This window comes from Bradyrhizobium sp. sGM-13 (assembly GCF_018398875.1).
Taxonomy (GTDB): Bacteria; Pseudomonadota; Alphaproteobacteria; order Rhizobiales; family Xanthobacteraceae; genus Bradyrhizobium.
This window is the reverse complement of the sequence record NZ_JAGWDK010000005.1, coordinates 359,396-382,943: the sequence shown is the minus strand read 5'-3', so window position 1 is coordinate 382,943 and position 23,548 is coordinate 359,396. Positions and strand designations below refer to the sequence as shown.

Genomic DNA, 23,548 nt, shown 5'->3' with positions numbered 1-23,548 from the left:
TTCATATTCCGTTGTCGTCACCCGCGAAGGCGGGTGACCCAGTATTCCAGAGACGTCAGTGATTGAACTGACAGGCCGCGGCGTACTGGATCCCCGCCTGCGCGGGGATGACAACTGTTGCTGCGTCGTCACTATTCGTCATCTCGTGGAACGCAGCGCCCTACTCCCGCCCCGGCGGATTTTCCTTCAGGAAACGATCGACGTCCTCCTGCACCGAATATGGCAGCGGGATCGGGTCGCCCATGTGGTCGATCGCACGGTCGAGGCAGAGGCGCAGCATGCGCGCCAATTCGGCTTTGCGGTACGGCTTGGCGAGCAACAGCACGCCCTCGCCGGGGCGCTCGCTCGAACCAAAGGCATCGAAGGTATGGCCGGACGTATAGAGCACTCGAAGCGGCCGGCGCAGCTTGGCGACCTCCTCCGCAAGCTGCCGGCCATTGATCGCGCCGGGCATGACGATGTCGGTGAACAGAAGATCGAATGCTGCACCGGAGTTGACCAGCTCAAGCGCCTGCGCCGCGCTGGCGGCGGCAATGACCTTGTAGCCGAGGCTTTCGAGCCGGCCGACGACGTGCGCCCGCACCACGTCGTCATCCTCCACGCAGAGGATGGTTTCCGTTCCGCCCCGCAGTTCGCCGTCCGCCTCCGGCGGTGCATCGCTCGCGTCGAGCGCGTCCGAGGGCTCGGTATCGGCCTTGGGGAGAAGGATGCGGAAGCAGGCACCCTTGCCCTCCTCGCTCTCGACCACGACGCTGCCGCCGGATTGCTTTGCAAATCCGAACACCATGCTCAGCCCAAGTCCCGTGCCCACGCCGAACTGCTTGGTCGAAAAGAACGGCTCGAAAATCCTGTCGCGGATCGCGGGTGGAATGCCGGCGCCGGCATCGATCACCTCGATCACGACATAGGCGCCCGCGCCGAGCCCGCCCATGTCGGCGTCATGCTCGCCGCGCGTGAGATTTCCCGTCCTGAACAGCAGCCTGCCGCCATCGGGCATGGCGTCGCGGGCGTTGATCGCGAGATTGACGAGGGCGGAGGAGAGCTGGCTGCCGTCGACCAAAGCCGGCCAGACCTGATCGCTCAACGCGGTTTCGATTTGAATCTGTCGTCCGAGGGTCGGCTCCAACAGTTGCACCACTTCCTCGACCAGCGCGTTGACGTCGGTCTCGCGCGGGCGCAGCGGCTGTTTGCGGGCAAAGGCCAAGAGGCTGGCCGTAAGCTGGGATGCGCGATCGGCGGCGTCGCCGATCATTCGGGCGATCGAGGCGAGCGCCGGATCATGCTTGACGCCGTCGGCCAGGATTTCGATCGTGCCCGTGATTACGGTCAGCACGTTGTTGAAGTCATGGGCGATGCCGCCGGTCAGTTGCCCGACCGACTCCATCTTCTGCGTCCGGAACAACTGCTCCTCCGCGGCGCGCTTCGCGGTGATGTCCCTAATGAAAGCGTTGATGACATAGCCTTCGCCGCGGCGCAGTGCTGTGAGCGATACTTCGGCGAAGAATTCGCGGCCGTCCTTGTGCAGCAACAGCGTTTCGTAGCGTCCTCCGACGGCATCGCCCGCCGCCTCGCTCAGGAATCGATCGATCCATTGCCGGTGCACCGTGCGCTGCGATTCCGGAAAGACCAGTTCGTCCACGCTCCGGCCGATGGCCTCAGTGCGCGTCCATCCCATCAGGGCCTCGGCATGCGGGCTCCAGCCGAGGATGACGCAGCGCTCATCGGTCTGGACGAAGGCGTCGAGCGAGCCTTCGATAATGGCTTGCGCCATTTCGCTGTCGATCAGCGTCTGGTCAGCGCGTCCCTCCTCCGCTCCGTTGCGTCCATCCGCAAGATCCGCGACATCGGAAAGCCTGTGCCAAAGCCTCGCCGCGGCAAGAATCGCAAACAGGCCGATGATTGCAGCGCTCGCCAGCGCGGCGCCGACGATGATCGCCAGCGGCCCCAGCGAGGGGGCGCGCGTCGCCAGGAAATAGGTCACTGCACTCACGACGCAGGACGTCACGAGGACCAGCAAGATCATCGCCGGCGCGAGACGTCCTGGTTGCTTCATGGCGGCTTTACCAGCGTAGAGATGATGGCTGACTTAACCAACTTCCCGGAGCCGGTCCTATCTTTTCGGCCCCGTAGGATTACGGATCAGGTCGCTTCGGGACGCGCCCGCTCGGGATTTGTCCGGTCAGCTCGCGCGCGTGTGCGCTTTGAGCGCCGCCCCGAACGCCTCGAACAGCTTGCGATTGATCGGGTTGCGCTGCGGATCATACTCGGCATGCCACTGCACACCGAGCGCAAAGCTCGGTGCGTCCGCGATCCGGATCGCTTCGATGGTGCCGTCCTCGGCAATGCCTTCGATGACGACGCGCCTCCCCGGTTCGAGGATGCCCTGCCCGTGCAGCGAATTCACCCGGATGGTTTCGCAGCCGAGCAGGCTTGCAAAGGTGCCGCCGGGCGTGAGATGGACGTCATGGCGGTCGGCGAACACGACCGTCGGGTCCGGATGGATTTCGCCGTTCTCCAGGCGCGGCATGCGGTGGTTCATGCGGCCGGGGATCTCGCGGATTTCCGGATGCAGCGAGCCGCCGAAGGCGACGTTCATTTCCTGCAGGCCGCGGCAGATGCCGAAGATCGGCACGCCGCGGGCAACGCAGGCCTCCGTCAGCGCCAGCGCGACGTCGTCCCGGTGGATGTCGTAGGGCTCGTGCCTCTCGTGCGGCTCGGTCTTGAAGCGGGTCGGATGGACATTGGCCCGTGCGCCGGTCAGCACGATACCATCGACGACGTCGAGCAGCGCGCCGATGTCGGTAATCTCGGGCGATCCGGCAAACATCAGCGGCAGGGCCCCCGCCACGTCGGCGACCGCGCGCAAATTGCGCTCTCCGACCACCTGGGTCTGAAAACGATTTTCGACGCGATAGGCGTTCCCGATCACACCGACCACGGGCCGTCTCATCGCCAATTTTCCGCTGTCATCGTCCTCTGCAAGGATCTTGTGGGTTGGGCCGCTATTGCGGACGATAATGCCCGCGAGCCGGCGGCGGATCAATATCCGGCAAGGGCTCGCGGGCCTGCCCTGCTATTTTCGCGTGAAAGCCTCGCGGGCGTCCATGCCGTCGACCCCGGGCAAACCGGCCGCCCGGAGCGCCGCGGCAGCCGAATTGCCGGCATCACCAAGCCATGGCAGTTTCGCCTGAATTCCACGTGTGACCGGCTCGCCCAGCGCGCCGCCGAAATCGACCGGCCAATATCCATTCGGCACCACTTCAGCCGATATCCCCTGAATGCGATACCCGCTGCCGAGCACCGCCTCGGCATCGTCGGGTGCGATCCGCCGCGCGGTGCCGGGCTTGGCCGGATCGGTAAAGGTCACGAGCACCGGGATCAGCGTGTCCTTTACCGGCACGACGCCGGTCAACCGGCTCATCTCGTCAAACGAGACCCGCTTGCCGGCCGCCGACGTGTAGGCGCGCAGAGCCACGTAGTTCACGTCGTCGAGGACGAGGTTGTTGTCGACATGCGCGAGCAGCGCGACAAGGTTCTTGCCCTGCCCGAGATCGACGAAAATGGCGTCGCCGACGGTGCGGGTCTGACCGCGGCGGGTGTAGCTGCGATCGGGATGAACGGCGACCACGCCAGATGCCGATTTGCGCCCGTCCGGCGTCTCGACGTCGACCGACAGACGATATTTGTGGGCGGGACGGTTGATTCTGATCTGGTCGCCGATCACCAGCGCCGCCAACAGCGCAATCGGGCCGAACCATTTAAAATTCATCTCGTCCTCGCCGGCGCTATATCGGATTCGGCTACCGCTTGGCATACCGGACGTGGCAGCGTCAAACCGGCGCGTGCGCTCCCGCTTGATCCCGGCGGCGTTTTTGGCGAAAGACTGCAGACGACATTCTGCGAAAAGGAATCAACGTGAAAGGTCCGGCTGACAATCGCCTTCAGGCCCGCAACGATATGGCGTGGGCGATATCGGTCGGCGGCATCGGCGTCGTGCTGTTCGCCGCGCTGCTCGTGTTCACCTGGCACTTTGCCGCGACACTGTTTCTTATCTTTTCCGGCATCCTGCTCGGCGTCACCCTCAACGCCATGAGCAACCTGCTTGGACGCGTGGTGCGGCTGCCGCATGCGCTGCGCCTGACGATGGTCTGCCTGGTGGTCGCGGGCATGCTGTCGGGCATCGTCTTCCTCGGCGGCACCACAATCGCCCAGCAGACAACGACGTTGAGCAACACGCTCAAATCGCAGCTCGTCAACGTCAAGGGCTTCCTGGAGCGGAACGGCATCGATACCAGCTTTTTCGATTTCGGCACCCTGTCCTCGACGTCGGATGATGGCACGCCGGCGCCCGCCGCGACGCCGACGCCGCACACACTTCCCAGCGCCGGCACGATTGCGGCCAGCGGCGGCGCCATCTTCAGCCAGAGCCTCAAACTGATTCTCGGCACCGCCAGCGCAGTCGGAAACTTCTTCATCGTGCTGTTTTTGGGGATTGCCTTCGCCACCCAGCCAAGCGTCTACCGCAACGGACTGCTGTTCATGGCGCCCGTGAGGCATCGCGCGCGCGCGGTTGCGATCGTCGACCGGATCGGCGAGACGCTGGAGCGCTGGCTGATCGCGCAGATCATCACCATGGTTGCAGTGTTCCTGGTGACCTGGATCGGGCTATCGATCATCGGCATCCAGAGCTCGTTCATCCTGGGCATCCAGGCTGGGCTGCTCGCCTTCATCCCGACGGTCGGCGCCATTCTCGGCGGGCTGATCGTGGTGCTGGCCAGTCTCGCGTCGGGATGGGTCGCGGGCCTCTCCGCCTTCATCCTGTTCCTCGGGGTGCACGCGCTGGAAAGCTACGTGCTGACACCGATCATTCAGCGGCAGGCGCTGGACATTCCGCCTGCGACGCTGTTTGCGTTCCAGATACTGCTCGGCGTCGTGTTCGGCATTTGGGGGCTGGCGCTCGCGCTGCCTCTGATGGCGATCGCCAAGGTGATGATCAATCATTTCAAGGCGGAAGCGGCGCCGGCCGCGATTGCAGCCGGCTGATAGCTTCAGTCCGCCGTGGTCAGCACCGTCTCGGTATGCTCGACCTCGGGCGGCGAAGCAAAGTACGGGCCGACCAGCGCGCGCCAAGCGGTGAAATCTTCCGAGCCGCGAAAGTCCACGGTGTGGTTTTCCAGCGTCTCCCATTTCGCCACCAGCCGATATCGCTGCGGCTTCTCGATCGACTTGTGCAGTTCAAACCCCTTGCCGCCCTTGGCGCGCAGGAACAGCGGACGGGCCTTGGCGACGGCCGCTTCAAAATCCTTCTCGGTGCCCGGCTTGACGTCGATTTGCGCGATTTCGGTGATCATTGGTTACGCCCTCTCATGAGAATTGGCGTGTCTAACCCAGCCGCCTCAAAAGCAAAAGGCGGATGCATGGACGTTGTTGCGATGCACGGTAGTCGTTGATGCCGCAAGCGTGAGGAAACCGCGCCAGTGACATGCTCCCGCCGCAACCCTGGTCTGGTGTAGGCTTGCGCCAATAACGAGCGACAACAAGCTCATGGTCACGGGGAGAGAAACGATGAATCTCGGTCGGATCCTGTTCTCCTTCACCCTGGCTGCGGCGGCAAGTGGACTGAGCTTGATGGCGGCGCCATCGCATGCGCAGCAGCCAGCGGCGGTTGCGATCGACAATGATGATATCGGCGGCGTGGTGCGCGGATCGAGCGGCCCGGAGGCCGGCGTCTGGGTCATCGCTGAGACCACCGAGTTGCCGACGAAATTCGCCAAAATGGTGGTTACCGACGACCAGGGCCGCTACGTGATCCCGGACCTGCCGCCGAACGTCAACTACGCGATCTGGGTTCGCGGCTATGGTCTTGTGGATTCACCCAAGCTGCGCGCCAAGCCCGGCCAACAGGTCAATCTCACGGCGGTCGCGGCGCCGAACGATGCCGCCGCCGCTCATTATTACTCGGCGATCTATTGGTACACGATGATGAAGATCCCGCCGGCGAAAGATTTCGGCGGCTCCACCGAGATCCCGAAGGAGATTACCCAGGAGATCTGGCGCCAGCGGATGAACAATGTCGACTGCATCGGCTGCCATCAGCTCGGCCAAGAATCCACGCGCACGATGCCGGCAGCGTTCGGCGAATTCAAGTCCGGCGAGGAAGCCTGGATGCGCCGTGTCGCTGCAGGGCAAACCGGCGAATGGATGGTGAACCGGCTCGCGGGGCAAATGGGCGGCGTGCCGTTCAAGTATTTCGGCGACTGGACAGACCGGGTCGCCAAGGGCGAACTGCCGAAAGAAAAACCGCCGCGGCCGGCCGGCCTCGAGCGCAACGTCGTCATCTCATCTTGGGAATGGGCGACCGAGAAGCACTTCGTCCACGATCTGATTTCGTCAGACCGCCGCTACCCGACGGTCAACGCCTACGGCCCGCTGTACGGGGCGAACGAATATTCCTCCGATGACATGCCGATCCTCGATCCCAAAACGCACAAGGTGACGTTCTCGAAAATGCCCGTCGCCGATCCCAACGCTCCGGAATCGTTCGGCCCTCCGCTGCATGGCACGGCCCTCCTCAATCCGGTCAGCCCTTCGGCCTATTGGGGCGACGAGAAGATATGGAGCCAGCGGACCAATAATCACAACAGCATGTTCGACAAGAAGGGCCGGCTGTGGTTGGCGGCCGCCGTGCGCGGCATCGAAAATCCGGCGTATTGCAAGAGAGGATCTGATCACCCGTCGGCCAAGGCGTTTCCGCTCGAACGCTCGGGCCGGCAAGTGTCGGTATTCGATCCCAAGACCCAGAAGTACAGCTTCGTCGATACCTGCTTCGGCACCCATCATCCGCAATTCGGCTACGACGCCGACGATACGCTGTGGCTCTCGGGGACCGGTCCGGTCGCCGGATGGGTGAACACCAAGCTATGGGACGAGACCGGCGATGCCGTCAAAGCGCAGGGATGGGCACCATTCGTGCTCGACACCAACGGCAACGGCAAGGTCGACGAATATACCGACCCGGGTAAACCGGCGGAGGCCAACAAGGACATGCGCATTGCGGGCTCCGGCCCCTACGCGGTGATGCCGCATCCGACTGACGGCTCGGTCTGGTACACCGTCAACGTGTTCGTCGGTCCACCCGGCTTCATGCGGTTCGATCCCAAGACCAAGCTGTCGGAATTCTACGCGATTCCGAAGGAAGGCATCGGCATCCGCGGCGGCGATATCGACAAGAACGGCGTGCTCTGGGGCTCGGGCTCGAACGGCAGCCTGATCCGCTTCGATCGCAGCAAGTGCAAGGCGCCGCTGAACGGGCCGGGCGCGACCGGCAATCACTGCCCGGAAGGCTTCGCCTACTTCAAATATCCGGGCCCCGGCTTCGAAGGGTTCGAGAACTCCAGCGCCGAGGCGAGCTATTACACCTGGGTCGATCACCACAACACGGCCGGGCTCGGCGAGAACATCCCGATCTCCACCGCCAACCTCAACGACGGCTTCGTCGCCTTCAAGGACGGGCAGATGGTGATGCTGCGCATCCCCTATCCGCTCGGCTTCTTTGCCAAGGGCCTCGACGGACGCATTGATGATCCAAACGCAGGCTGGAAAGGCCGTGGTCTCTGGAGCTCGAGCGGTGACCGCACACCATGGTTGATGGAAGGCGGCAAGGGCTCAAAGCCGCGGGCGGTGCATATTCAGGTTCGCCCCGACCCATTGGCGAAGTGAGGAGTAGCGGCTAGCCGAACAGCAGCGCCGTGCCGGCGATCATCAGCGCAAAGCCGATGAACAGTATGGCAGGCCAGCGCATTCTGCGCTGAAGGTAACGCCCCTGCGCACGGCGCTCGGTGATGAGCGCCATCTCAAATTCTTCCGAGGTCGAGAACATGCAACCAAACCCGCCGCGGGCGGAGGCCGCGGCCGCTTCGAGCGACATCAGGGCAGCCTGTGGGTTTCGTCTGCGGGGTGAATTCATACGCCGATGATATGGATGGAATGGTAAACGGGAGGTTACCGCGCCAACTTCATCCGGAGACCAATTCGAAAGTGTTGAATTGGCCTTCGGACGTATCGTCTTGTTCACGCGTAGAGAAGCGCTACTCCAGCTTGATGTTGGCGGCTTCGATGACCTTCTTCCATCGCGCCGTCTCCGACGCGATGTAAGCCGCAAACGGTTGAGCATCGAGCGCCACGGCGTCAGCGCCGAGTTCGGCCATCTTTTGCACCGTCTCCGGCTGCTGCATGAAAGCCCGGATCTCCGCCGACAGCTTTTCGACGATCGGCTTGGGCGTGGCGGCCGGGACGAAGAAGCCGTGCCAGGCGACCGCCTCGAAGCCGGGTAGATGCTCGGCGACGGTGGGAAGGTTCGGATCGAACGACGCGCGCTTGGGCGTTGCGGCCGCGATCAGCGCGAGCTTGCCGGTCTTCGCCTGCGGCAAGAGCAGCGGCACATTGTCGAACGCGAGGTCGATCTGGCCGCTGAGGAGATCCGTCAACATCGTGCTCGAGCCCTTGTAGGGCACATGCACCATTTTGGTACCCGTCATCTGCTGGAACAACTCGCCCGCCAGGTGCTGCGAGGTGCCGACGCCGGCCGAACCGAACGACACCTTGTCCGGATTGGCCTTCAGATAGGCGATCAGGTCCGGCAGGGTCCGCGCCTTGATCTTGTCAGGATTGACGACCAGCACGTTGGGCACGACGCTGATCTGGGCGATCGGCTGCAGATCCTTATCGGGCTGATAGCTGAGCTTCGGACCATACAGCGACGGGTTGATCGCAAGCGCGGATGTGCTTGCCAGGCCCAAGGTCAGTCCGTCCGGAGCCGAGCGCGCCAGCCGGGTCACGCCGACGATGCTGCCGGCGCCGCCGACATTTTCGACCACGAACGGCTTGCCCAATTTCGCCTGAAGGTGATTGGCGACCATCCGCGCGAAGATATCCGCAGTACCGCCGGCGGCGAAGGGAACGATCACACTCACCTGCCTGGAAGGATACGCCTCTTCCGCCTTCGTTGGCGCCGCCGCCAGCAGCATCGCTGACGTAATAATAAGCCTCATCGATCTCATCGAAGTTTCCTCTGCTTCCTGCTTGTTATTGGTTGGTGCCGTGCGCCGCAGCCGGGCGGGCTAGAACGCCTTCTCGTACATCTTCAAAATCTCGTCACGGCTCAAATCGCGCGGGTTGTTGTCGAGCAGACGACGGATGGCATGCGCCTCGTCCGCCATGACGCCGAGATCGTCCTTGGGAACGCCGAGCGCGGACAACCGCATCTCGATGCCGAGATCGGCGCAGAACCCATAAGCGGCGTCGAACGCAGCCGCTGGAACGTTACGTTCTGGCAAGCCGAGCGCGTGCAGCGCGGCGATCGTCTTCGCCGAAGTCGCCGGCATGTTGAACGCCAGCGTATGCGGGAAGATCACCGCGCAGGCGAGGCCATGCGCCACGTGATGCCGCGTGCCGAGCGGATAGGCCACCGCGTGGCCCGCCGTTGTATTGACCGGGCCGAGGCAATAGCCGCCATAGAGCGAGGCCAGCGCGAGGCCGGCGCGCGCCTCGCGATCGCTGCCATCGGCTACCGCGCGCCGCAGATAGCGCCCGACCAGCCGCGCGCCTTCGATCGCGTAGAGGTCGATCGCAGGATGCGCCTTGCGGCTGGTATAGGCTTCGACGCAATGCGCCAGCGCATCGACGCCGGTTGCTGCGGTGACGTCGCGCGGCACAGTCATCGTGAGGTCGGGATCGACGATGGCGATATCAGCGAGCATAACGCGGCTCTGCACCGCGAGCTTGTTGCGGCTGGCCGGATCGGTCACGAGCGCCCGGGTGCCGGCTTCGCTGCCGGTCCCCGAGGTGGTGGGGATCTGCATCAGCGCAACGCTGCGGCCCGTGACCTTCTCGGCACCGACGACGTCGGCAAAGACGGTATCATCGGTGCAGAGCACGGCAACCAGCTTGGCGAGATCCATCGCGCTGCCGCCGCCGAAACCCACGATGAGATCGGGCGCGGCTTCACGCGCCATCGCCACCGCCTTATCGAGGTTGGGCATATCAGGCTCGGGCTTGACGTCGCCGAATACCTTAACGGCACCGGGCAATGCCAACTGATCGACGCGCCGCGCGTTGAAGGGATCCGAAATGACCAGCGGCCGTCGCGCGCCGATCCGCTCCGCAAAGCGCTGAGCGGCAGCAATCGTTCCGCATCCGAACTCGACCACCGTGGGACGCAGAATTTCGATCGGCGTGAAGGAATTGGTCATTGGATGTCTGCTCTCGTCACTTTGGAGCTATGGAGGTCCGCCGGCCAGGCGCTCGGCGTAATCGATGGCCTCGATCAAGCTATGTTCGTTGGCAATGCCCTTGCCTGCGATATCGAAGGCGGTGCCGTGATCGACGGAGGTGCGGATGATCGGAAGGCCCAACGTGATGTTGACGCCGGAAAGCTCCTGCCAGCGGCCAGTGGTAGGATCGACCTGGAAACCGAGCAACTTCACTGGAATATGCCCCTGGTCGTGATACATCGCGACGACCGCATCGAATTGGCCGGCGCGCAGCTTGACGAAGATGGTGTCGCCGGCCACCGGGCCGACGACGTCGAGACCATCGGCGACCGCCTTGGCAATGGTCGGCGCCGAGACGTCGATATCCTGCCGTCCGAACAACCCGCCCTCGCCCGCATGCGGATTGAGCGCCGCAATTGCGATCTTGGGGCGCGCGATGCCGAGCCGGCGTAACGCATCGTCGGTGAGGTCGATCACCTGACGGAGCCGCTCCGGGGTCAGCCGCTTCGGCACGTCTTCGAGCGCCACGTGCGTCGAGACATGGCTGACGCGCATGTTGCCGTGGGCCAGCAGCATCACCGAGCCGCGCACGCCGGTGAGATGCGCCAGCATCTCGGTGTGACCGGGATAGTGGTAGCCCGCCTTGTTGAGCGCCTCCTTGTTCAGTGGCGCCGTGACGATGGCCGCTGTCCGCCCGGCCTGTGTCAGCCGCACGCCCCGCTCGACCGCCTTGAACGCAAACCTTCCGCCATCGGCACTCAACACGCCCGGATGGATCGGCGCGCCGTCAGCGTCGGCCTGTAGAAAACAGAGATTGGGCCAATCGCGGTCTTCGGCGCTCACTTCCGGAATCGCGATGCTTGCGCCAAGCGCGGCCTTCGCGGCGCCCAATGCGGCGCCGCTGCCGATGATCAGAAGGCCCAGATCGCCCTTGGCGATCCTTTCCTGCAAGCCGATGCAGGCCTTGACGATGATCTCCGGCCCGATGCCGGCCGGATCGCCCATGGTGATCGCGAGATGGCGAGAGGTCATGTCGGTTTCCCTGTTCTGAGCAGTTGATTGTCATGGAGCAGATCGCGCCATAACTCCCTTGTACCAAACGCTCCGGATTTGGAGATCACGTCAACGCCAGCCCAACGGCCGCCCTGCAGGGTCGAGCGCGGCAGGCCCGGCACGAGGCGGCCTGCGACCCGCAACGCCTGCGCGCCGAGAGCGACGCAAACCGCTTTCAAGGTCTCGCCGCCGGCCACGATCAGCGTGCCAGGAGGATCAAGCGCTGCAATCAATGCGGTCATTTCACGCGCGATCCGCCTGGCCGCCTCCGGGCGCGAAAGGCCCTCGGAAAGCGAGAACTTCACCAGCGCCACGCCGTCATCGGCAAGCTTGCGGTGCACCCGCGCCGCACCTCCGGCCTCGGCTTCGACAAGGGCGATGGTGGCCTCTCCGCATGCCTCAAGCTGGGATGCGGTGACGATTTGATCGGAGCCAAACAATCCGAGCACCGGCTTCTTCAAGCGCCGCGATGCGCCAGCGTAGCTGCCGCGCGCCAACGCGCCGGCCAGTCCGCCGCTCCCGGACCATAGCACGGGCGCAGCAAGCTGGCGGCCCATTTCGACCACACGATCGAGATCCTGGTCACTCGCGGCATCGAAGACCTGAACGCCGCCATGCGACAGCGTCTCGAACCGGCCTTGCCGGGCGTGGATGCTTTCCGCTTCGAGTTGCGCCAGCAGATTCGCGCCGACCGGATACCACTCGCCCTGCGACTTGCGGGCGAACTGCTGACCATCGCACGTGCGGCGTCCCTGGTACTCGAAGGCCGGCGCAATGACGCAAGAGGCCCAATAACCAGTACGCAAGCAGGCGCCAAGTTCGGCAACCCACGCTCCGCGCAACAGGCTGTCGATCTTCTTGTAGGCAATCGTGCCATCACAAAGCAGCGGCGCCAGCCGTCCAACGATCTCGACGCCCTCTGCTTTTGCGAGTTCGCGCGTTCCGCTGTCGATCGCAAGGTTTTGCGGTTCGCGCGTCGGGAGCGCCTCCGGCCAGGTCACGTCGAACGGTCCGCACAAGCCGACGAACTCGGCCGCGGTGTCGAGCGCACCGGTGAGGTCATCGGCAAGAAGGCGGACGCTCGCCATCGTCATGCCCCTCCAGCGCTGCGGGTCGTACGGCGCTCGCTCGCGAAGATCTTGTCTGGATTCATCAGGCCGTTCGGGTCGAGCAATTGCTTGATGCCGCGCATCAGGTCGACATCGAGCGCATCGGCCACCCGCGCGAGCCGGTCACGATTGGTGATGCCGATGCCGTGCTCGGCGCTGATGGCCCCGCCCTGAGCGGCGGTTTCGTCGTCGACAATCTCGTTGATCTCCGCCACCAACGCGGCCGTCGCGTCGGGCTCACGGCAGCGATCACGGTCGATCAGGGCGATCACGTGAATATTGCCGTCACCGATATGGCCATGCATCACGACCCGCGCATGGGGTACCGCCGCCATGATCCTGGTCTCGACATTGGCGACGAACGCGGCCTGCCGCTCCAGCGGAACCACGCTGTCGTGCGATAGCACATGGCCGCTGCGCTTGTTGCCTTCGGACACGCTGTGCCGCACCGCCCAAATCGCCTTCGCCTGGGCAACGCTCGAGGCCAGCACGGCATCCTCGGCCAGTCCCGCATCCAACGCCTCCGAGAGCACGGCGGCCAGCGGCTCGTTGAGGTCAATCCCGGCCAGCGTATCGGTCAGTTCGACGATCAGATACCACGGCGTGGTGAGTTCGAAGGGAATGGCGACATGGGGCACGGTCGCGGCGATCGCCTCGATCTGGCTGCGCGACATGATTTCCAGGCTGCCGAGCCGATCGCCGACGGCGCCGCGCAGCCGCTGCATGATCTGCAGGGCGTGGTCAACGCTCTGCAGTTTCAGCAGCGCCAAAGCCGAGCTGCGTGGCGGCGCGAACAGCTTCAGCACCGCCGCGGTGACGATGCCGAGTGTCCCCTCCGCGCCGATGAAGAGCTGCTTGAGCGCGTAGCCGGTGTTGTCCTTGCGCAGCGCGCGGAGGCCGTTGAAAATCCGCCCGTCCGGCAGCACCGCTTCTAGCCCGAGCACCAGGTCCCGCATCGGTCCGTAACGCAGCACCGCCGTGCCGCCGGCATTGGTCGAGATATTGCCACCGATCTGGCACGAGCCCTCGGCGCCGAGGCTCAACGGAAAATGACGGTCCACAGCCGCGGCCGCAGCCTGCACTTCGGCGAGGATACAGCCGGCCTCCACCGTAATCGTATTGGCGAGCGGACTGATGTCGCGCACGCGCCGCATGCGGTCGAGCCGGATTACGACGTTGAATGCGCTGTCATCCGGTGTGGCGGCGCCGCACATCCCGGTGTTGCCGCCTTGCGGGACGATCGAGAGCCGCTTGTCTGCACAATAGCGGACAACCGCCGCAACCTCAGCCGTCGAGCCAGGCTTGACCACCGCGACAGCGCGGCCGCGATAGCGTCCGCGCCAGTCCACCACATAGGGCTCCTGATCGGGTGCGGAATCGATGACATAATTGTCGCCGACGATTGCCGCCAGTCCAGCAAGCACATTTTGGAAGGATCCGGTCATCAGTTCGTCTCGTCGCCCACTGGCGCTAGACGCCGGCGGCGGCAAACGCGCCGGCGTTAGCAAGCAGCTCTTTCAACTGCGGTGCCGGCAGCAACTCCAGCGGCGGCCGGAGGCGTTGCCATCCGGCATGGCCGGTTCGCTGCGCAACCAGAGCCTTCAGCGATGCCATTTGCGCAAAACGTGAGACAAGCTCGCGCGCCTTCACGATGCGCGCCTGCGCCGCCGCGAGCCCGGGGTCATCGTCGCTGTCGCGGAAGTGCCGATAAACATAGGCAAGATCGCGCGCGACGAGGTTGGAGGTGGCGGTGATGCATCCCGCGCCTCCTTTGCGCAACAGCGGCAGGAGCAACGGATCCGCGCCGGCCAGCACCGCAAAACCCGGAAAGCGCTCGACTATTGCGGTCATGTTAGCGAAGTCACCCGAGGAGTCCTTGATGCCGACGAAGGTCGCCGGATAGACCGCAAGCAGCCGCTCTATCAATGCATGCGAGATCGGTTGCGCCGACATCTGGGGAATATGGTAGAGCACGATCTTGAGCCGCGCATCGCCAAGCCGCTGCACGACTTCGCTGTAGGATGCATAGACGCCGTCATCGGTGACGCCCTTGTAATAGAATGGCGGCAGCATCACCACGGTATCGATGCCGACCGAGAGCGCGTGGCGCGTCAGCACAATCGTATCGGTGAGCGCCGCGACTCCGGTTCCGGGCAGCAGCCGGTTCGGCGCGATGCCGTCCCGCACGACCGCCTCGAGCAGCGCGGTGCGTTCGGCGACCGAGAACGAGTTGGCTTCGCCGGTGGTGCCGAGCATCGCGATGCCATCGCAGCCCTCACTCAGGAGATAGCGGCAGTGCGCGACAAAGCGCGCGTGATCGGGTGCGAGCTCGGCGTCGAGCGGCGTCAGCGCCGCACAGAATACACCGCGAGGATGCAGGGATGATGTCGACAAAGTTCCTCCGATCGCCCGAAACCCGTTGTTCGGAATGCGAACATTTGTTATGTAGCTTGCACTCTCCTAGAACCGGACCGCTGCCCCCGTCAAGGGCCGCCGGCCGTCGTTCTTGCAAGCGGGCACTGACGAGATGGCCAAGACATCCAAGCGCGCGCCGACCACCGCGCCGAAAAACCCGAAGAACCACGTCGCATCCGTCGGCAAGGCCTTCGGTGTTCTGCAGAGCTTTTCGAGCGACGCCTTCGAGTTGACGCTCAGCGAGATTGCCGCGCGCGCCAATCTCGATCGCGGCACGGCGTTCCGTTTGATCCAGACGCTGATTGAGCTTGGCTATCTCCACCCCGTTCCGCAAAGCCGCCGGTTCAGGCTTGGCGTCGCCTGCCTCGATCTCGGCTACACGGTGCTATCGGGGGGAGCGCTGCGCGCTTTGGCCGAGCCGTTACTGCGCGACCTCGTGCCGTCAGTATGTGATGCGGCCTCGCTCGGCGCGCTCGACGGAGGCGACGTGATCTATCTCGCACGCGTCGGCACGGGCCTCGACCGGCACAAGATGGACCGTCGGCCCGGCACGCGAATTCCGGCTTACAGCGCCGCACTCGGCCACGTCATGCTGGCGTATCTGCCGCGGGACGAACAGATCCGCCGGCTGGAATCGCGGCCTCGTATCAAATTATCGGAGCGAACCCTGACGGATCTCGATGCCCTGCTCGACCGGCTCGACCTCGTCAGGCGGCAGGGACACGCGATCTCAGACGGCGAAAACGCTTACGGTCTCCGCACGCTGGCAGCGCCAATCTTCGACGCGCAAGGTTCGGTGACTGCCGGCTTGAGCATCACGGTCGATGCGACGCGCGTGGACATGGCCGCCTTCCACGACCAGGCCCTGCCCCAACTGATGCGTGTCGCCACCGTCGTGCAAGACCTCGCAATCAAATCCGGGCTCCCGAACTAGCACTTCAGCCGCGCGCACCATTCCGGGCTAGGTCGCTGTCGCGGGGCGTTGCGAAGCTGCGCGCCCCGCGGTCTTGCGTCGCCACTTCTCGAGCGACAGCGGCAGCTCTTCCGCGGCCTCGACCCGGTTACGGCCGCCGCGCTTGGCCTGATAGAGCGCGGTATCGGCTGCCGCCAGCAATACTTCGAGCTCCGTCCCCGCCGGCCCGCCGGCGACGCCGATGCTGACGGTGGTGTCGACCGGGCCTTCCTCGCAGACGATGTTGGATGCCTCGAACGCCTCGCGCACGCGTTCGGCCACGATTACGCCCTCTTCCAGCGGACACGCCAGCAACGCCGCGAACTCCTCGCCGCCGATGCGCCCCGACAGATCGCTGATGCGCAAATTACTGACCACGACAGTGGAGAACAATTTGAGGATTTCGTCGCCCGCGGGATGGCCGAAGCGGTCGTTGATGCTCTTGAAATGGTCGATGTCGAAAATCATCACCGTCACCGGCCGCCCCGCGGCGGCCTCGCGTTCGATCACCTGATTGCAGGCTTCCGAAAAGCCGCGACGGTTCAGCATTCCGCTCAAGGGATCGACCGAGGCCGCGGTCTTGTGCACCGTCACGGCGCGGTCGGACACCAGCATGAAGATCACGAAGACGGTGCCGATCGCATACAAGATCAGTTCGACCGAGAATGCCGTCACCCATATGCTGCTGGCAAACGTCTCGTCATGCGGGCGCAACAGGCTGCCGAGCAGGATCGGCAGCGCCAACACGCAACCATGCATCACGGGCACGACAATCGTCGGCCAGCGCTTGTGCATCGTCCGCCGCCGTTCGCTCCACAATTCGGAAGCCGTCAACCCAGCGTAGATCGCGACGATCGCCGCACCGACGACCAGCCGCATGGCGGGATTCAACGACGGCAAAGCCAGCACCGTGCCGACCCAGGCGATCGCGCCGAGGGAAAGCCCTGGCAGATTGGGCTTGCGGCCGTGGAATACGCGTGCGGCGTTCCAGACCATGCCGCAGGCCGCGAAACCAAGCGCATGCAGCGTCAGCAACAGCGGCTCGCCGAGTTTGGCGCCGCCGATGGTCCAGATCGCCACCGACGATGCGCCAAGCAGATAGGCCGTCCCCCACCACTTCAAGGCTGGAATGTTTTCCTGCTTGCCGAACAGCACCAGCATCGCCCCGAGCATGCCTGCGACCATCGTGGCAAATAAATAGAGCGTGGAAGTATCGAACGACATGGGCTCACCCGAACGCGTGTGATGGTACTTGTTCGGCGCACACTGAAAATGCAATTTCGCGCCAGCGCATCAGGGGACACTAGGAGGGCCGTGTTCCAATTTCGTGAGTGCGGGTAAGCAAGTTTTCACGAAAATCCGTGGTAACCCATCACTAAATAGTAAGCAAAAAGGGCGCCGATCGGCGCCCTCTTTTCTTCCGGTGAATGCAGCAATCCGCTGCAATTTTTAGCGAAGCTATTAGCGCTTCGAGAACTGGAACGACTTGCGCGCTTTGGCCCGGCCGTACTTCTTGCGCTCCACGGTGCGGGAGTCGCGGGTCAGGAAGCCGCCCTTCTTCAGCACGCCGCGCAGATCGGGCTCGAAGTTGGTCAACGCCTTCGAGATGCCGTGACGCACGGCACCCGCCTGGCCCGACAGACCGCCGCCGGCGACCGTGCAGATGACATCGTACTGGCCGGCACGCGCGGCCGCGACCAGCGGCTGCTGGATCAGCATGCGCAGCACCGGACGGGCGAAGTAAATCTCGACTTCGCGGGTGTTGACCGTGATCTTGCCGGCGCCCGGCTTGATCCAGACGCGGGCGACCGCATCCTTGCGCTTGCCGGTGGCATAGGCGCGGCCGTATTTGTCGACCTTCTTGACGTATTTCGGCGCTTCCGGAGCGGCCGTCTTCAACGACGCCAATTGGTCGAGCGACTGCATGGTATCCGACATCTTATGCGGCCCTCATGTTCTTGCGGTTCATCGAAGCGATATCAACCTTCTCGGGCTGCTGGGCTTCATGCGGATGTTCGGCGCCGGGGTAGACGCGCAGATTGCCCATCTGCACGCGTCCGAGCGGACCGCGCGGGATCATTCGCTCGATGGCCTTCTCGACCACGCGCTCGGGGAACCGGCCCTCGAGGACCTGTTTCGCGGTGCGCTCCTTGATGCCGCCGATGAAGCCGGTGTGCTTGTAGTAGACCTTGTTGTCGCGCTTGCGACCGGTCAGCACCACATGCGCCGCGTTGATGATGATGACGTTGTCACCACAATCGACATGCGGGGTATAGGTGGGCAGATGTTTGCCGCGCAGGCGCATCGCGACGAGCGTGGCGAGACGGCCGACCACCAGACCTTTGGCGTCGATCAAGACCCACTTCTTCGTCACCTCGGCGGGCTTTGCCGAATAGGTTTTCATGTGAGGAAATCCGTGAAAATGGAAATCGGCGCCAGATGCGCCGAACTGGCGGGTTTCTAGAGAACGGCGCGTTCCCAGTCAACGTCAATGTTTGCAAATTACATCAATAAAAACAATTGCTTAAAAATATGGTGTAATACTACCTTTCAAAACTCTATGTGTTTGGAATGGAATAGGTCGCCGTCACATGGGCGATCGGATCGGGCGACGAGCCTGACAGCAGATTGACCTCGCCAACCGCAAGCCGCTTGCCGAGTTTCAGCAGGCGCGCTGCGGCTAGCACGTCCTGTCCCGGCTGGCCCTTGCGCAGGAAATTGATGTTGAGATTGGTCGTTACCGCCAACCCCACCGGGCCGATCGCCGAGAGCAGCACCACATACATCGCGAAATCGGCCATCGCCATCAGGGTCGGCCCCGACACCGTGCCGCCTGGACGCAGCATGCGCTCGTCGTACCGCCGGCGCAGCAGGCAAGTCTCGCCGTCGGCGCTCTCGATCGTGATATCGCCATCGCTGAAGGCCTGCGGAAATTCCTCGCGGAGGAACTTTTCCAGCTCAGCCACGCTCATTTTCGCTGCCGCCATGCCGCCCCTGCCCTCGATTAAGACTGCCTGTTACATTACGTTATCAGCAAAGCCAAAATGAAAATCTTGGAGTGGAAACCTCAGAGATGACCGCCCAAACTGCTCGCGCACCTACGCCGCAACCTCCGATCCTGCTGCAGGAAAATGTCGGCAGCATCCGGGTGCTCACGCTCAACCGGCCGGCGGCGCGCAACAGCCTGTCGGAGGGGCTGATCGCCGAGCTGCACGGCGCGCTGCAGGCAATCCACGGCGACAACAGCGTCCGCGCCGTCGTCATCGCCGCCAACGGTCCCGCGTTCTCCGCGGGCCACGACATGAAGGAATTGACTGCACGCCGCAGCGATCCCGATCGCGGCCGCGCCTATTTCGGGCAGGTTATGAACGCCTGCAGCGCGATGATGCAGACTGTCGTGCACCTACCGAAGCCCGTCGTCGCCGCCGTGCAGGGCATCGCGACCGCCGCCGGCTGTCAATTGGTGGCGAGCTGCGATCTCGCGGTCGCCTCCGAGGCCGCAGGCTTCGCCACCCCCGGCGTCGATATCGGCCTGTTCTGCTCGACCCCCATGGTGGCGCTGTCGCGCAACGTCCCGCGCAAGCAGGCGATGGAGATGCTGCTTACCGGTGAACCGATTTCGGCGACGACGGCGAAGAATATCGGCCTTATCAACCGTGTGGTGGCCGCCGGCACCGAGCGCGATGCGGCGATCGCGCTGGCGCAGAAGGTCGCGCTCAAATCCGCCTATACCATCAAGCTCGGCAAGGAGGCGTTCTATCGCCAGGCCGAAATGAGCCTCGCCGAGGCATATCGCTATGCGGCCGAAGTGATGACCGAGAACATGATGGCGCGCGACGCCGAGGAAGGCATAGGCGCCTTCATCGAAAAGCGGGAGCCGAAGTGGCAGGATAAGTGACGACGCAAAGCGTCGTCACTCCGGGGCTCGCGAAGCGAGAACTATGGGGCGCCCCTTGCGCCCCTGAGAATCTCGAGATTCCGGGTTCGATGCTTCGCATCGCCCCGGAATGACAGGAATTAAAAATGAACCACGACACCTACGACGACAATTACATCCGCAGCATCCTCAACTCCGTGAAATCGATCGCGATGGTCGGGGCCTCGCCGGTCAATGTGCGGCCGAGCTACTTCGCGTTCAAATACCTGGCGCAGCGTGGCTACGACATGATTCCGGTCAACCCCGGTCATGTCGGAAAGCAGCTACTCGACAAGCCCTTTGTCGCCTCGCTCTCCGATATCGGCCGTCCCGTCGACATGATCGACATCTTCCGCAGCTCCAGCCACATCATGCCTGTCGTCGACGAGGCCCTGACATTGTCGCCGTTGCCAAAAGTGATCTGGATGCAGCTCGGCGCGCGCGACGACGCGGCTGCCGAAAAAGCCGAAGCCGCCGGCATCAAGGTGGTGATGAACCGCTGCCCGAAGATCGAGTGTGGTCGGCTGTCGTCGGAGATTTCATGGATGGGAGTCAATTCGCGCACGCTGAGCTCGAAGCGCGCGCCGATCCCGACGCAGGGCATGCGGCTGTCGCTGAACCGGATGAGCGTGGGCGGGGCGGCAACGGCAGCATCGGATCGCGCCGCGAAGAACAAAGGCGAGCCGACGTGAAGCAATGAGAAACAATAATTTCGAAGACGCGGCCTGAAGAAGCAGACCCGTTTCCAATCCGCCGCATGTGAACGCCTCGCCTTGACGCCGGACGCGGCTGCGATCAGCATCGTCAACGCATTTTCAAGCAAGCCAGAGAACAGGACGAAGAAGAATGACCGACCGTCTCCCGGGATTTTCGACCCTTGCCGTGCATGCCGGCGCGCAGCCCGATCCCACCACCGGCGCGCGGGTGACGCCGATCTATCAAACCACGTCCTTCGTATTCAATGATGCCGACCATGCCGCCTCGCTGTTCGGGCTGCAGGCGTTCGGCAACATCTATACCCGCATCGGCAATCCGACGACTGCCGTACTGGAAGAGCGCATGGCGGCGCTGGAAGGCGGCACTGCAGCGCTTGCGGTCGCCTCGGGACATGCCGCGCAGGTGGTCGTGCTGCAGCAATTGCTGATGCCGGGCGACGAATTCATCGCCGCGCGAAAACTCTACGGCGGCTCGATCAACCAGTTCACGCATGCGTTCAAGAGCTTTGGCTGGAACGTGGCGTGGGCGGACCCCGACGATATCGGCAGTTTCGAGCGCGCGGTGACGCCGCGCACCAAGGCGATCTTCATCGAGTCGATCGCCAACCCCGCCGGCAGCATCACCGACATCGAAGCGATCGCAGAGGTGGCCCGCAAGGCCGGCGTGCCACTGATCGTCGACAACACGTTGGCAACTCCATATTTGATCCGTCCGATCGATCACGGCGCCGACATCGTCGTGCACTCGCTGACGAAATTCCTGGGCGGCCATGGCAATTCGCTCGGCGGCATCATCGTCGATGCCGGCACCTTCGACTGGTCGAAGGACAACAAATATCCGATGCTCAACGAGCCGCGGCCGGAGTATCACGGCATCAGGATCCAGGAGACGTTTGGCAATTTCGCCTTCGCGATCGCCTGCCGCGTGCTGGGTCTGCGCGATCTCGGCCCGGCGCTGTCGCCGTTCAACGCCTTCATGATCCTGACCGGCATCGAGACGCTGCCGCTGCGCATGCAGAAGCATTGCGAGAACGCCAAGGCTGTCGCGGAATTTCTGGCCGGCCATCCCGCGGTGGCCTCGGTGAACTATGCGGGCCTCGCCAGCGACAGGTACAACAAGCTCGCGCGCAAGTACGCGCCGAAGGGCGCCGGTGCCGTATTCACCTTCAGCCTCAGAGGCGGCTACGACGCCGGCGTCAGCCTGGTGTCGAACCTGAAATTATTCTCGCATCTGGCCAATGTCGGCGACACCCGCTCGCTGGTGATTCACCCGGCTTCGACCACACACAGCCAGCTCGACGACGACGCCAAGGTGAGAAGCGGCGCGGGGCCTGATGTCGTGCGCCTGTCGATCGGCATCGAGGACAAGGAAGATTTGATCGCGGATCTGGAGCAGGCGCTGACGTAATCGTTCGTCATTCCGGGATGGTGCGTTAGCACCAGACCTCAAGTGCGCAATTGCGCACCGGGGAATCTCGAGATTCTCAGGGGCGCAAGGGCGCCCCATAGTTCGATGCTTCGCATCGCCCCGGAATGACGATCGTTTGACGCGATCGCCTGCCGAAGTGCCCGAAACGCCAAGCCTCTCGTTAACCGTCATTCCGGCATAAAGTGGCGTGACCCGCCCCCGAACGATTCGGAGCCAACCATGCTGCGCTGGACGATGTCATTGCTGATTGCGACGTTCGTGATCGGAACCGCTGTCGCCGCCGACGGCCCCGCCGCCAGCAAGCGCGCCGCGGTTCGTGCCGCCAGCAATTTGCCGCTGGGCCTACCTCGGGCGCATTACAATTACCGAACCACGGTCGCCCCCGCCGCATCACTCTACGTGCGGCGCGGCCGCCAACTGGTGGTCGTCGCGGAAGACGAGCCCGAAGTGCTGATCAAGCCGGTGGGCGTGATGCCCTACGTGCCGCTGGTCAGGGGTACGCCATTGCTGCCAGGGTCGTCGACGCTGCCCGGCTATTATGGAACGAGCCATTCCTACAGCTATGACGGCCCTTATTATGGCGGCGCCTATACACCCTACTGGGCTCGCCTGCCCTACGCCTGCGGCGTGTACGGATATTGCTAACGGCGCATCAGCGACGGAGACGGACAACAGAGGTGGCAGGGGCATTGAAGAAAGACAGGGCAACAGGTGCTGCCAACGCGGTCACGGCGGATCTGGTCGCCGTCCTCGTCGCCGTCACCGAGGGCGAACCCAAGATCATGACCATCGCCAACGACGGCGCGCTGCCGAGCGGCCCGTTCGAATTCGCGCACCGTTCGCTGCAGTCGGGATTGCGGGCTTGGGTCGAGGCACAGACCGGCCATCCACTCGGCTATGTCGAGCAGCTCTACACGTTTGCCGATCGTGGGCGCACCGGAGATGCCAAGTCGCCGCATTCGATCTCGATCAGCTATCTGGGCCTGACCCGCGAAGACAAGGTCGGCCAGGGATTTGAGGCGCACTGGTCCGGCTGGTACGAGTATTTCCCATGGGAAGATCGCCGAGCCGGTCTCCCCGCTTCGCTGGCCAAGACATTGGCGTCGCGGCTGCGGGCTTGGGCGAAATCCGCTGAGACCACCGGCCTGCAGCGCCAACGGTGGCAGCGCGCCGCCATCACGTTTGGCCTCGACGATCGCGAATGGAACGAGGAGCTGGTGCTGCAGCGCTACGAGCTGCTCTATGAGGCCGGCTTGATCCCGGAAGCGGTGCGTGACGGCGCGGCCGCCACGACCGTCATTCCGGGTAAACCAATGACCGGAGATCATCGCCGCATTCTTGCCACCGGGATCGCGCGACTGCGCGCCAAGATCAAATACCGCCCCGTGGTGTTCGAACTGATGCCGGCGGAATTCACCCTGCTGCAACTGCAACGCAGTGTTGAGGCGCTTGCAGGCCGGCTGGTACACAAGCAGAATTTTCGTCGCCTGATCGAGCAGCAGCAACTCGTTGAGGAAACTGGCGCAATCGCCACTGAGGCCGTCGGCCGCCCGGCCAAATTGTTCAGGTTCCGCCACGGCGTACTGGCCGAACGGGCGATCGCCGGAACCAAGCTTCCCCTATCGCGCACTTGACTCCGATTATGCTCAGGATAAGTATAAGCCAAGATATACTCACGGAGAGTATA

At 63.6% G+C, this 23,548-nt stretch carries 23 protein-coding genes; 8 read left to right on the top strand and 15 right to left on the bottom strand.

What is annotated here, in order from left to right:
- Positions 1-160: 160 nt before the first annotated feature.
- The 3 genes from KJQ96_RS10595 to KJQ96_RS10585 all read right to left on the bottom strand — a co-directional run bounded on the left by KJQ96_RS10595 (position 161) and on the right by KJQ96_RS10585 (position 3,769).
- Positions 161-2,053 (bottom strand): PAS domain S-box protein, encoded by a 1,893-nt coding sequence (locus tag KJQ96_RS10595; protein ID WP_213286558.1) that lies wholly within the window; start codon positions 2,051-2,053, stop codon positions 161-163.
- A gap of 126 nt (positions 2,054-2,179) precedes the next feature.
- On the bottom strand, positions 2,180-2,950 hold the full coding sequence (locus KJQ96_RS10590) for a gamma-glutamyl-gamma-aminobutyrate hydrolase family protein (RefSeq protein ID WP_213286557.1): 771 nt from the start codon (positions 2,948-2,950) through the stop codon (positions 2,180-2,182).
- 123 nt (positions 2,951-3,073) lie between these two features.
- A complete protein-coding gene (locus KJQ96_RS10585; RefSeq protein WP_213286556.1) occupies positions 3,074-3,769 on the bottom strand; it encodes a hypothetical protein in 696 nt (231 codons plus the stop codon).
- A gap of 146 nt (positions 3,770-3,915) precedes the next feature.
- Between KJQ96_RS10585 and KJQ96_RS10580 the strand changes: the two genes are divergently transcribed.
- Entirely contained in the window at positions 3,916-5,043 is a 1,128-nt protein-coding gene (locus KJQ96_RS10580) for an AI-2E family transporter (RefSeq protein ID WP_213286555.1), read from the top strand.
- A 5-nt stretch (positions 5,044-5,048) separates the two neighbouring features.
- On the opposite strand, the gene KJQ96_RS10575 is transcribed toward KJQ96_RS10580, so the two are convergent.
- The gene (locus KJQ96_RS10575; protein ID WP_057839131.1) at positions 5,049-5,351 is read right to left on the bottom strand and encodes an antibiotic biosynthesis monooxygenase; all 303 of its coding nucleotides are present in this window, start codon (positions 5,349-5,351) and stop codon (positions 5,049-5,051) included.
- A gap of 214 nt (positions 5,352-5,565) precedes the next feature.
- Here KJQ96_RS10575 and KJQ96_RS10570 point away from each other — a divergent pair, with 214 nt between their 5' ends.
- Positions 5,566-7,719, top strand: coding sequence for a carboxypeptidase-like regulatory domain-containing protein (locus KJQ96_RS10570; RefSeq protein WP_213286554.1), 2,154 nt, complete (start codon positions 5,566-5,568; stop codon positions 7,717-7,719).
- 10 nt (positions 7,720-7,729) lie between these two features.
- On the opposite strand, the gene KJQ96_RS10565 is transcribed toward KJQ96_RS10570, so the two are convergent.
- The 7 genes from KJQ96_RS10565 to KJQ96_RS10535 form a co-directional block, all read right to left on the bottom strand.
- A complete protein-coding gene (locus tag KJQ96_RS10565) occupies positions 7,730-7,966 on the bottom strand; it encodes a hypothetical protein (protein ID WP_213286553.1) in 237 nt (78 codons plus the stop codon).
- A 121-nt stretch (positions 7,967-8,087) separates the two neighbouring features.
- Positions 8,088-9,059, bottom strand: coding sequence for a tripartite tricarboxylate transporter substrate binding protein (locus KJQ96_RS10560; RefSeq protein WP_213286552.1), 972 nt, complete (start codon positions 9,057-9,059; stop codon positions 8,088-8,090).
- 60 nt (positions 9,060-9,119) lie between these two features.
- Positions 9,120-10,250, bottom strand: a complete 1,131-nt coding sequence (locus KJQ96_RS10555; RefSeq protein WP_213286551.1) for an iron-containing alcohol dehydrogenase — start codon at positions 10,248-10,250, stop codon at positions 9,120-9,122.
- A 27-nt stretch (positions 10,251-10,277) separates the two neighbouring features.
- Entirely contained in the window at positions 10,278-11,303 is a 1,026-nt protein-coding gene (gene pdxA / locus KJQ96_RS10550) for a 4-hydroxythreonine-4-phosphate dehydrogenase PdxA (protein ID WP_213286550.1), read from the bottom strand.
- Positions 11,300-12,412 carry a four-carbon acid sugar kinase family protein gene (locus tag KJQ96_RS10545; RefSeq protein WP_213286549.1) on the bottom strand — a complete coding sequence of 371 codons (1,113 nt, stop codon included), beginning with the start codon at positions 12,410-12,412 and terminating at the stop codon, positions 11,300-11,302. Before KJQ96_RS10545 ends, pdxA begins: the two co-directional genes overlap by 4 nt.
- A 2-nt stretch (positions 12,413-12,414) precedes the next feature.
- Entirely contained in the window at positions 12,415-13,878 is a 1,464-nt protein-coding gene (locus tag KJQ96_RS10540; protein WP_213286548.1) for an FAD-binding oxidoreductase, read from the bottom strand.
- Positions 13,879-13,903: 25 nt separating this feature from the next.
- Complete coding sequence (locus tag KJQ96_RS10535) at positions 13,904-14,827, bottom strand: dihydrodipicolinate synthase family protein (RefSeq protein WP_213286547.1); 924 nt, start codon at positions 14,825-14,827, stop codon at positions 13,904-13,906.
- 133 nt (positions 14,828-14,960) lie between these two features.
- Between KJQ96_RS10535 and KJQ96_RS10530 the strand changes: the two genes are divergently transcribed.
- Positions 14,961-15,782, top strand: a complete 822-nt coding sequence (locus KJQ96_RS10530) for an IclR family transcriptional regulator (protein WP_213286546.1) — start codon at positions 14,961-14,963, stop codon at positions 15,780-15,782.
- Positions 15,783-15,809: 27 nt separating this feature from the next.
- On the opposite strand, the gene KJQ96_RS10525 is transcribed toward KJQ96_RS10530, so the two are convergent.
- From KJQ96_RS10525 to KJQ96_RS10510, 4 genes are all read right to left on the bottom strand, one after another.
- A complete protein-coding gene (locus KJQ96_RS10525) occupies positions 15,810-17,024 on the bottom strand; it encodes a GGDEF domain-containing protein (protein ID WP_213286545.1) in 1,215 nt (404 codons plus the stop codon).
- A gap of 237 nt (positions 17,025-17,261) precedes the next feature.
- The gene (gene rpsI, locus KJQ96_RS10520; RefSeq protein ID WP_028345743.1) at positions 17,262-17,738 is read right to left on the bottom strand and encodes a 30S ribosomal protein S9; all 477 of its coding nucleotides are present in this window, start codon (positions 17,736-17,738) and stop codon (positions 17,262-17,264) included.
- A 1-nt stretch (position 17,739) separates the two neighbouring features.
- The gene (gene rplM, locus KJQ96_RS10515; protein ID WP_028345742.1) at positions 17,740-18,204 is read right to left on the bottom strand and encodes a 50S ribosomal protein L13; all 465 of its coding nucleotides are present in this window, start codon (positions 18,202-18,204) and stop codon (positions 17,740-17,742) included.
- Between the two features lie 154 nt (positions 18,205-18,358).
- Complete coding sequence (locus KJQ96_RS10510) at positions 18,359-18,787, bottom strand: PaaI family thioesterase (protein WP_213250498.1); 429 nt, start codon at positions 18,785-18,787, stop codon at positions 18,359-18,361.
- 86 nt (positions 18,788-18,873) lie between these two features.
- On the opposite strand from KJQ96_RS10510, the gene KJQ96_RS10505 reads away from it, so the two are divergent.
- From KJQ96_RS10505 to KJQ96_RS10485, 5 genes are all read left to right on the top strand, one after another.
- Entirely contained in the window at positions 18,874-19,698 is an 825-nt protein-coding gene (locus tag KJQ96_RS10505; protein WP_213286544.1) for an enoyl-CoA hydratase, read from the top strand.
- A gap of 125 nt (positions 19,699-19,823) precedes the next feature.
- Positions 19,824-20,408: a CoA-binding protein gene (locus KJQ96_RS10500; protein WP_213286543.1), complete on the top strand. Its 585-nt coding sequence runs from the start codon at positions 19,824-19,826 to the stop codon at positions 20,406-20,408.
- A gap of 154 nt (positions 20,409-20,562) precedes the next feature.
- Entirely contained in the window at positions 20,563-21,840 is a 1,278-nt protein-coding gene (locus tag KJQ96_RS10495; RefSeq protein ID WP_213286542.1) for an O-acetylhomoserine aminocarboxypropyltransferase, read from the top strand.
- Positions 21,841-22,080: 240 nt separating this feature from the next.
- Positions 22,081-22,506, top strand: a complete 426-nt coding sequence (locus KJQ96_RS10490; RefSeq protein WP_213286541.1) for a hypothetical protein — start codon at positions 22,081-22,083, stop codon at positions 22,504-22,506.
- A 44-nt stretch (positions 22,507-22,550) separates the two neighbouring features.
- A complete protein-coding gene (locus KJQ96_RS10485; RefSeq protein WP_249733902.1) occupies positions 22,551-23,495 on the top strand; it encodes a hypothetical protein in 945 nt (314 codons plus the stop codon).
- Positions 23,496-23,548: the final 53 nt, after the last annotated feature.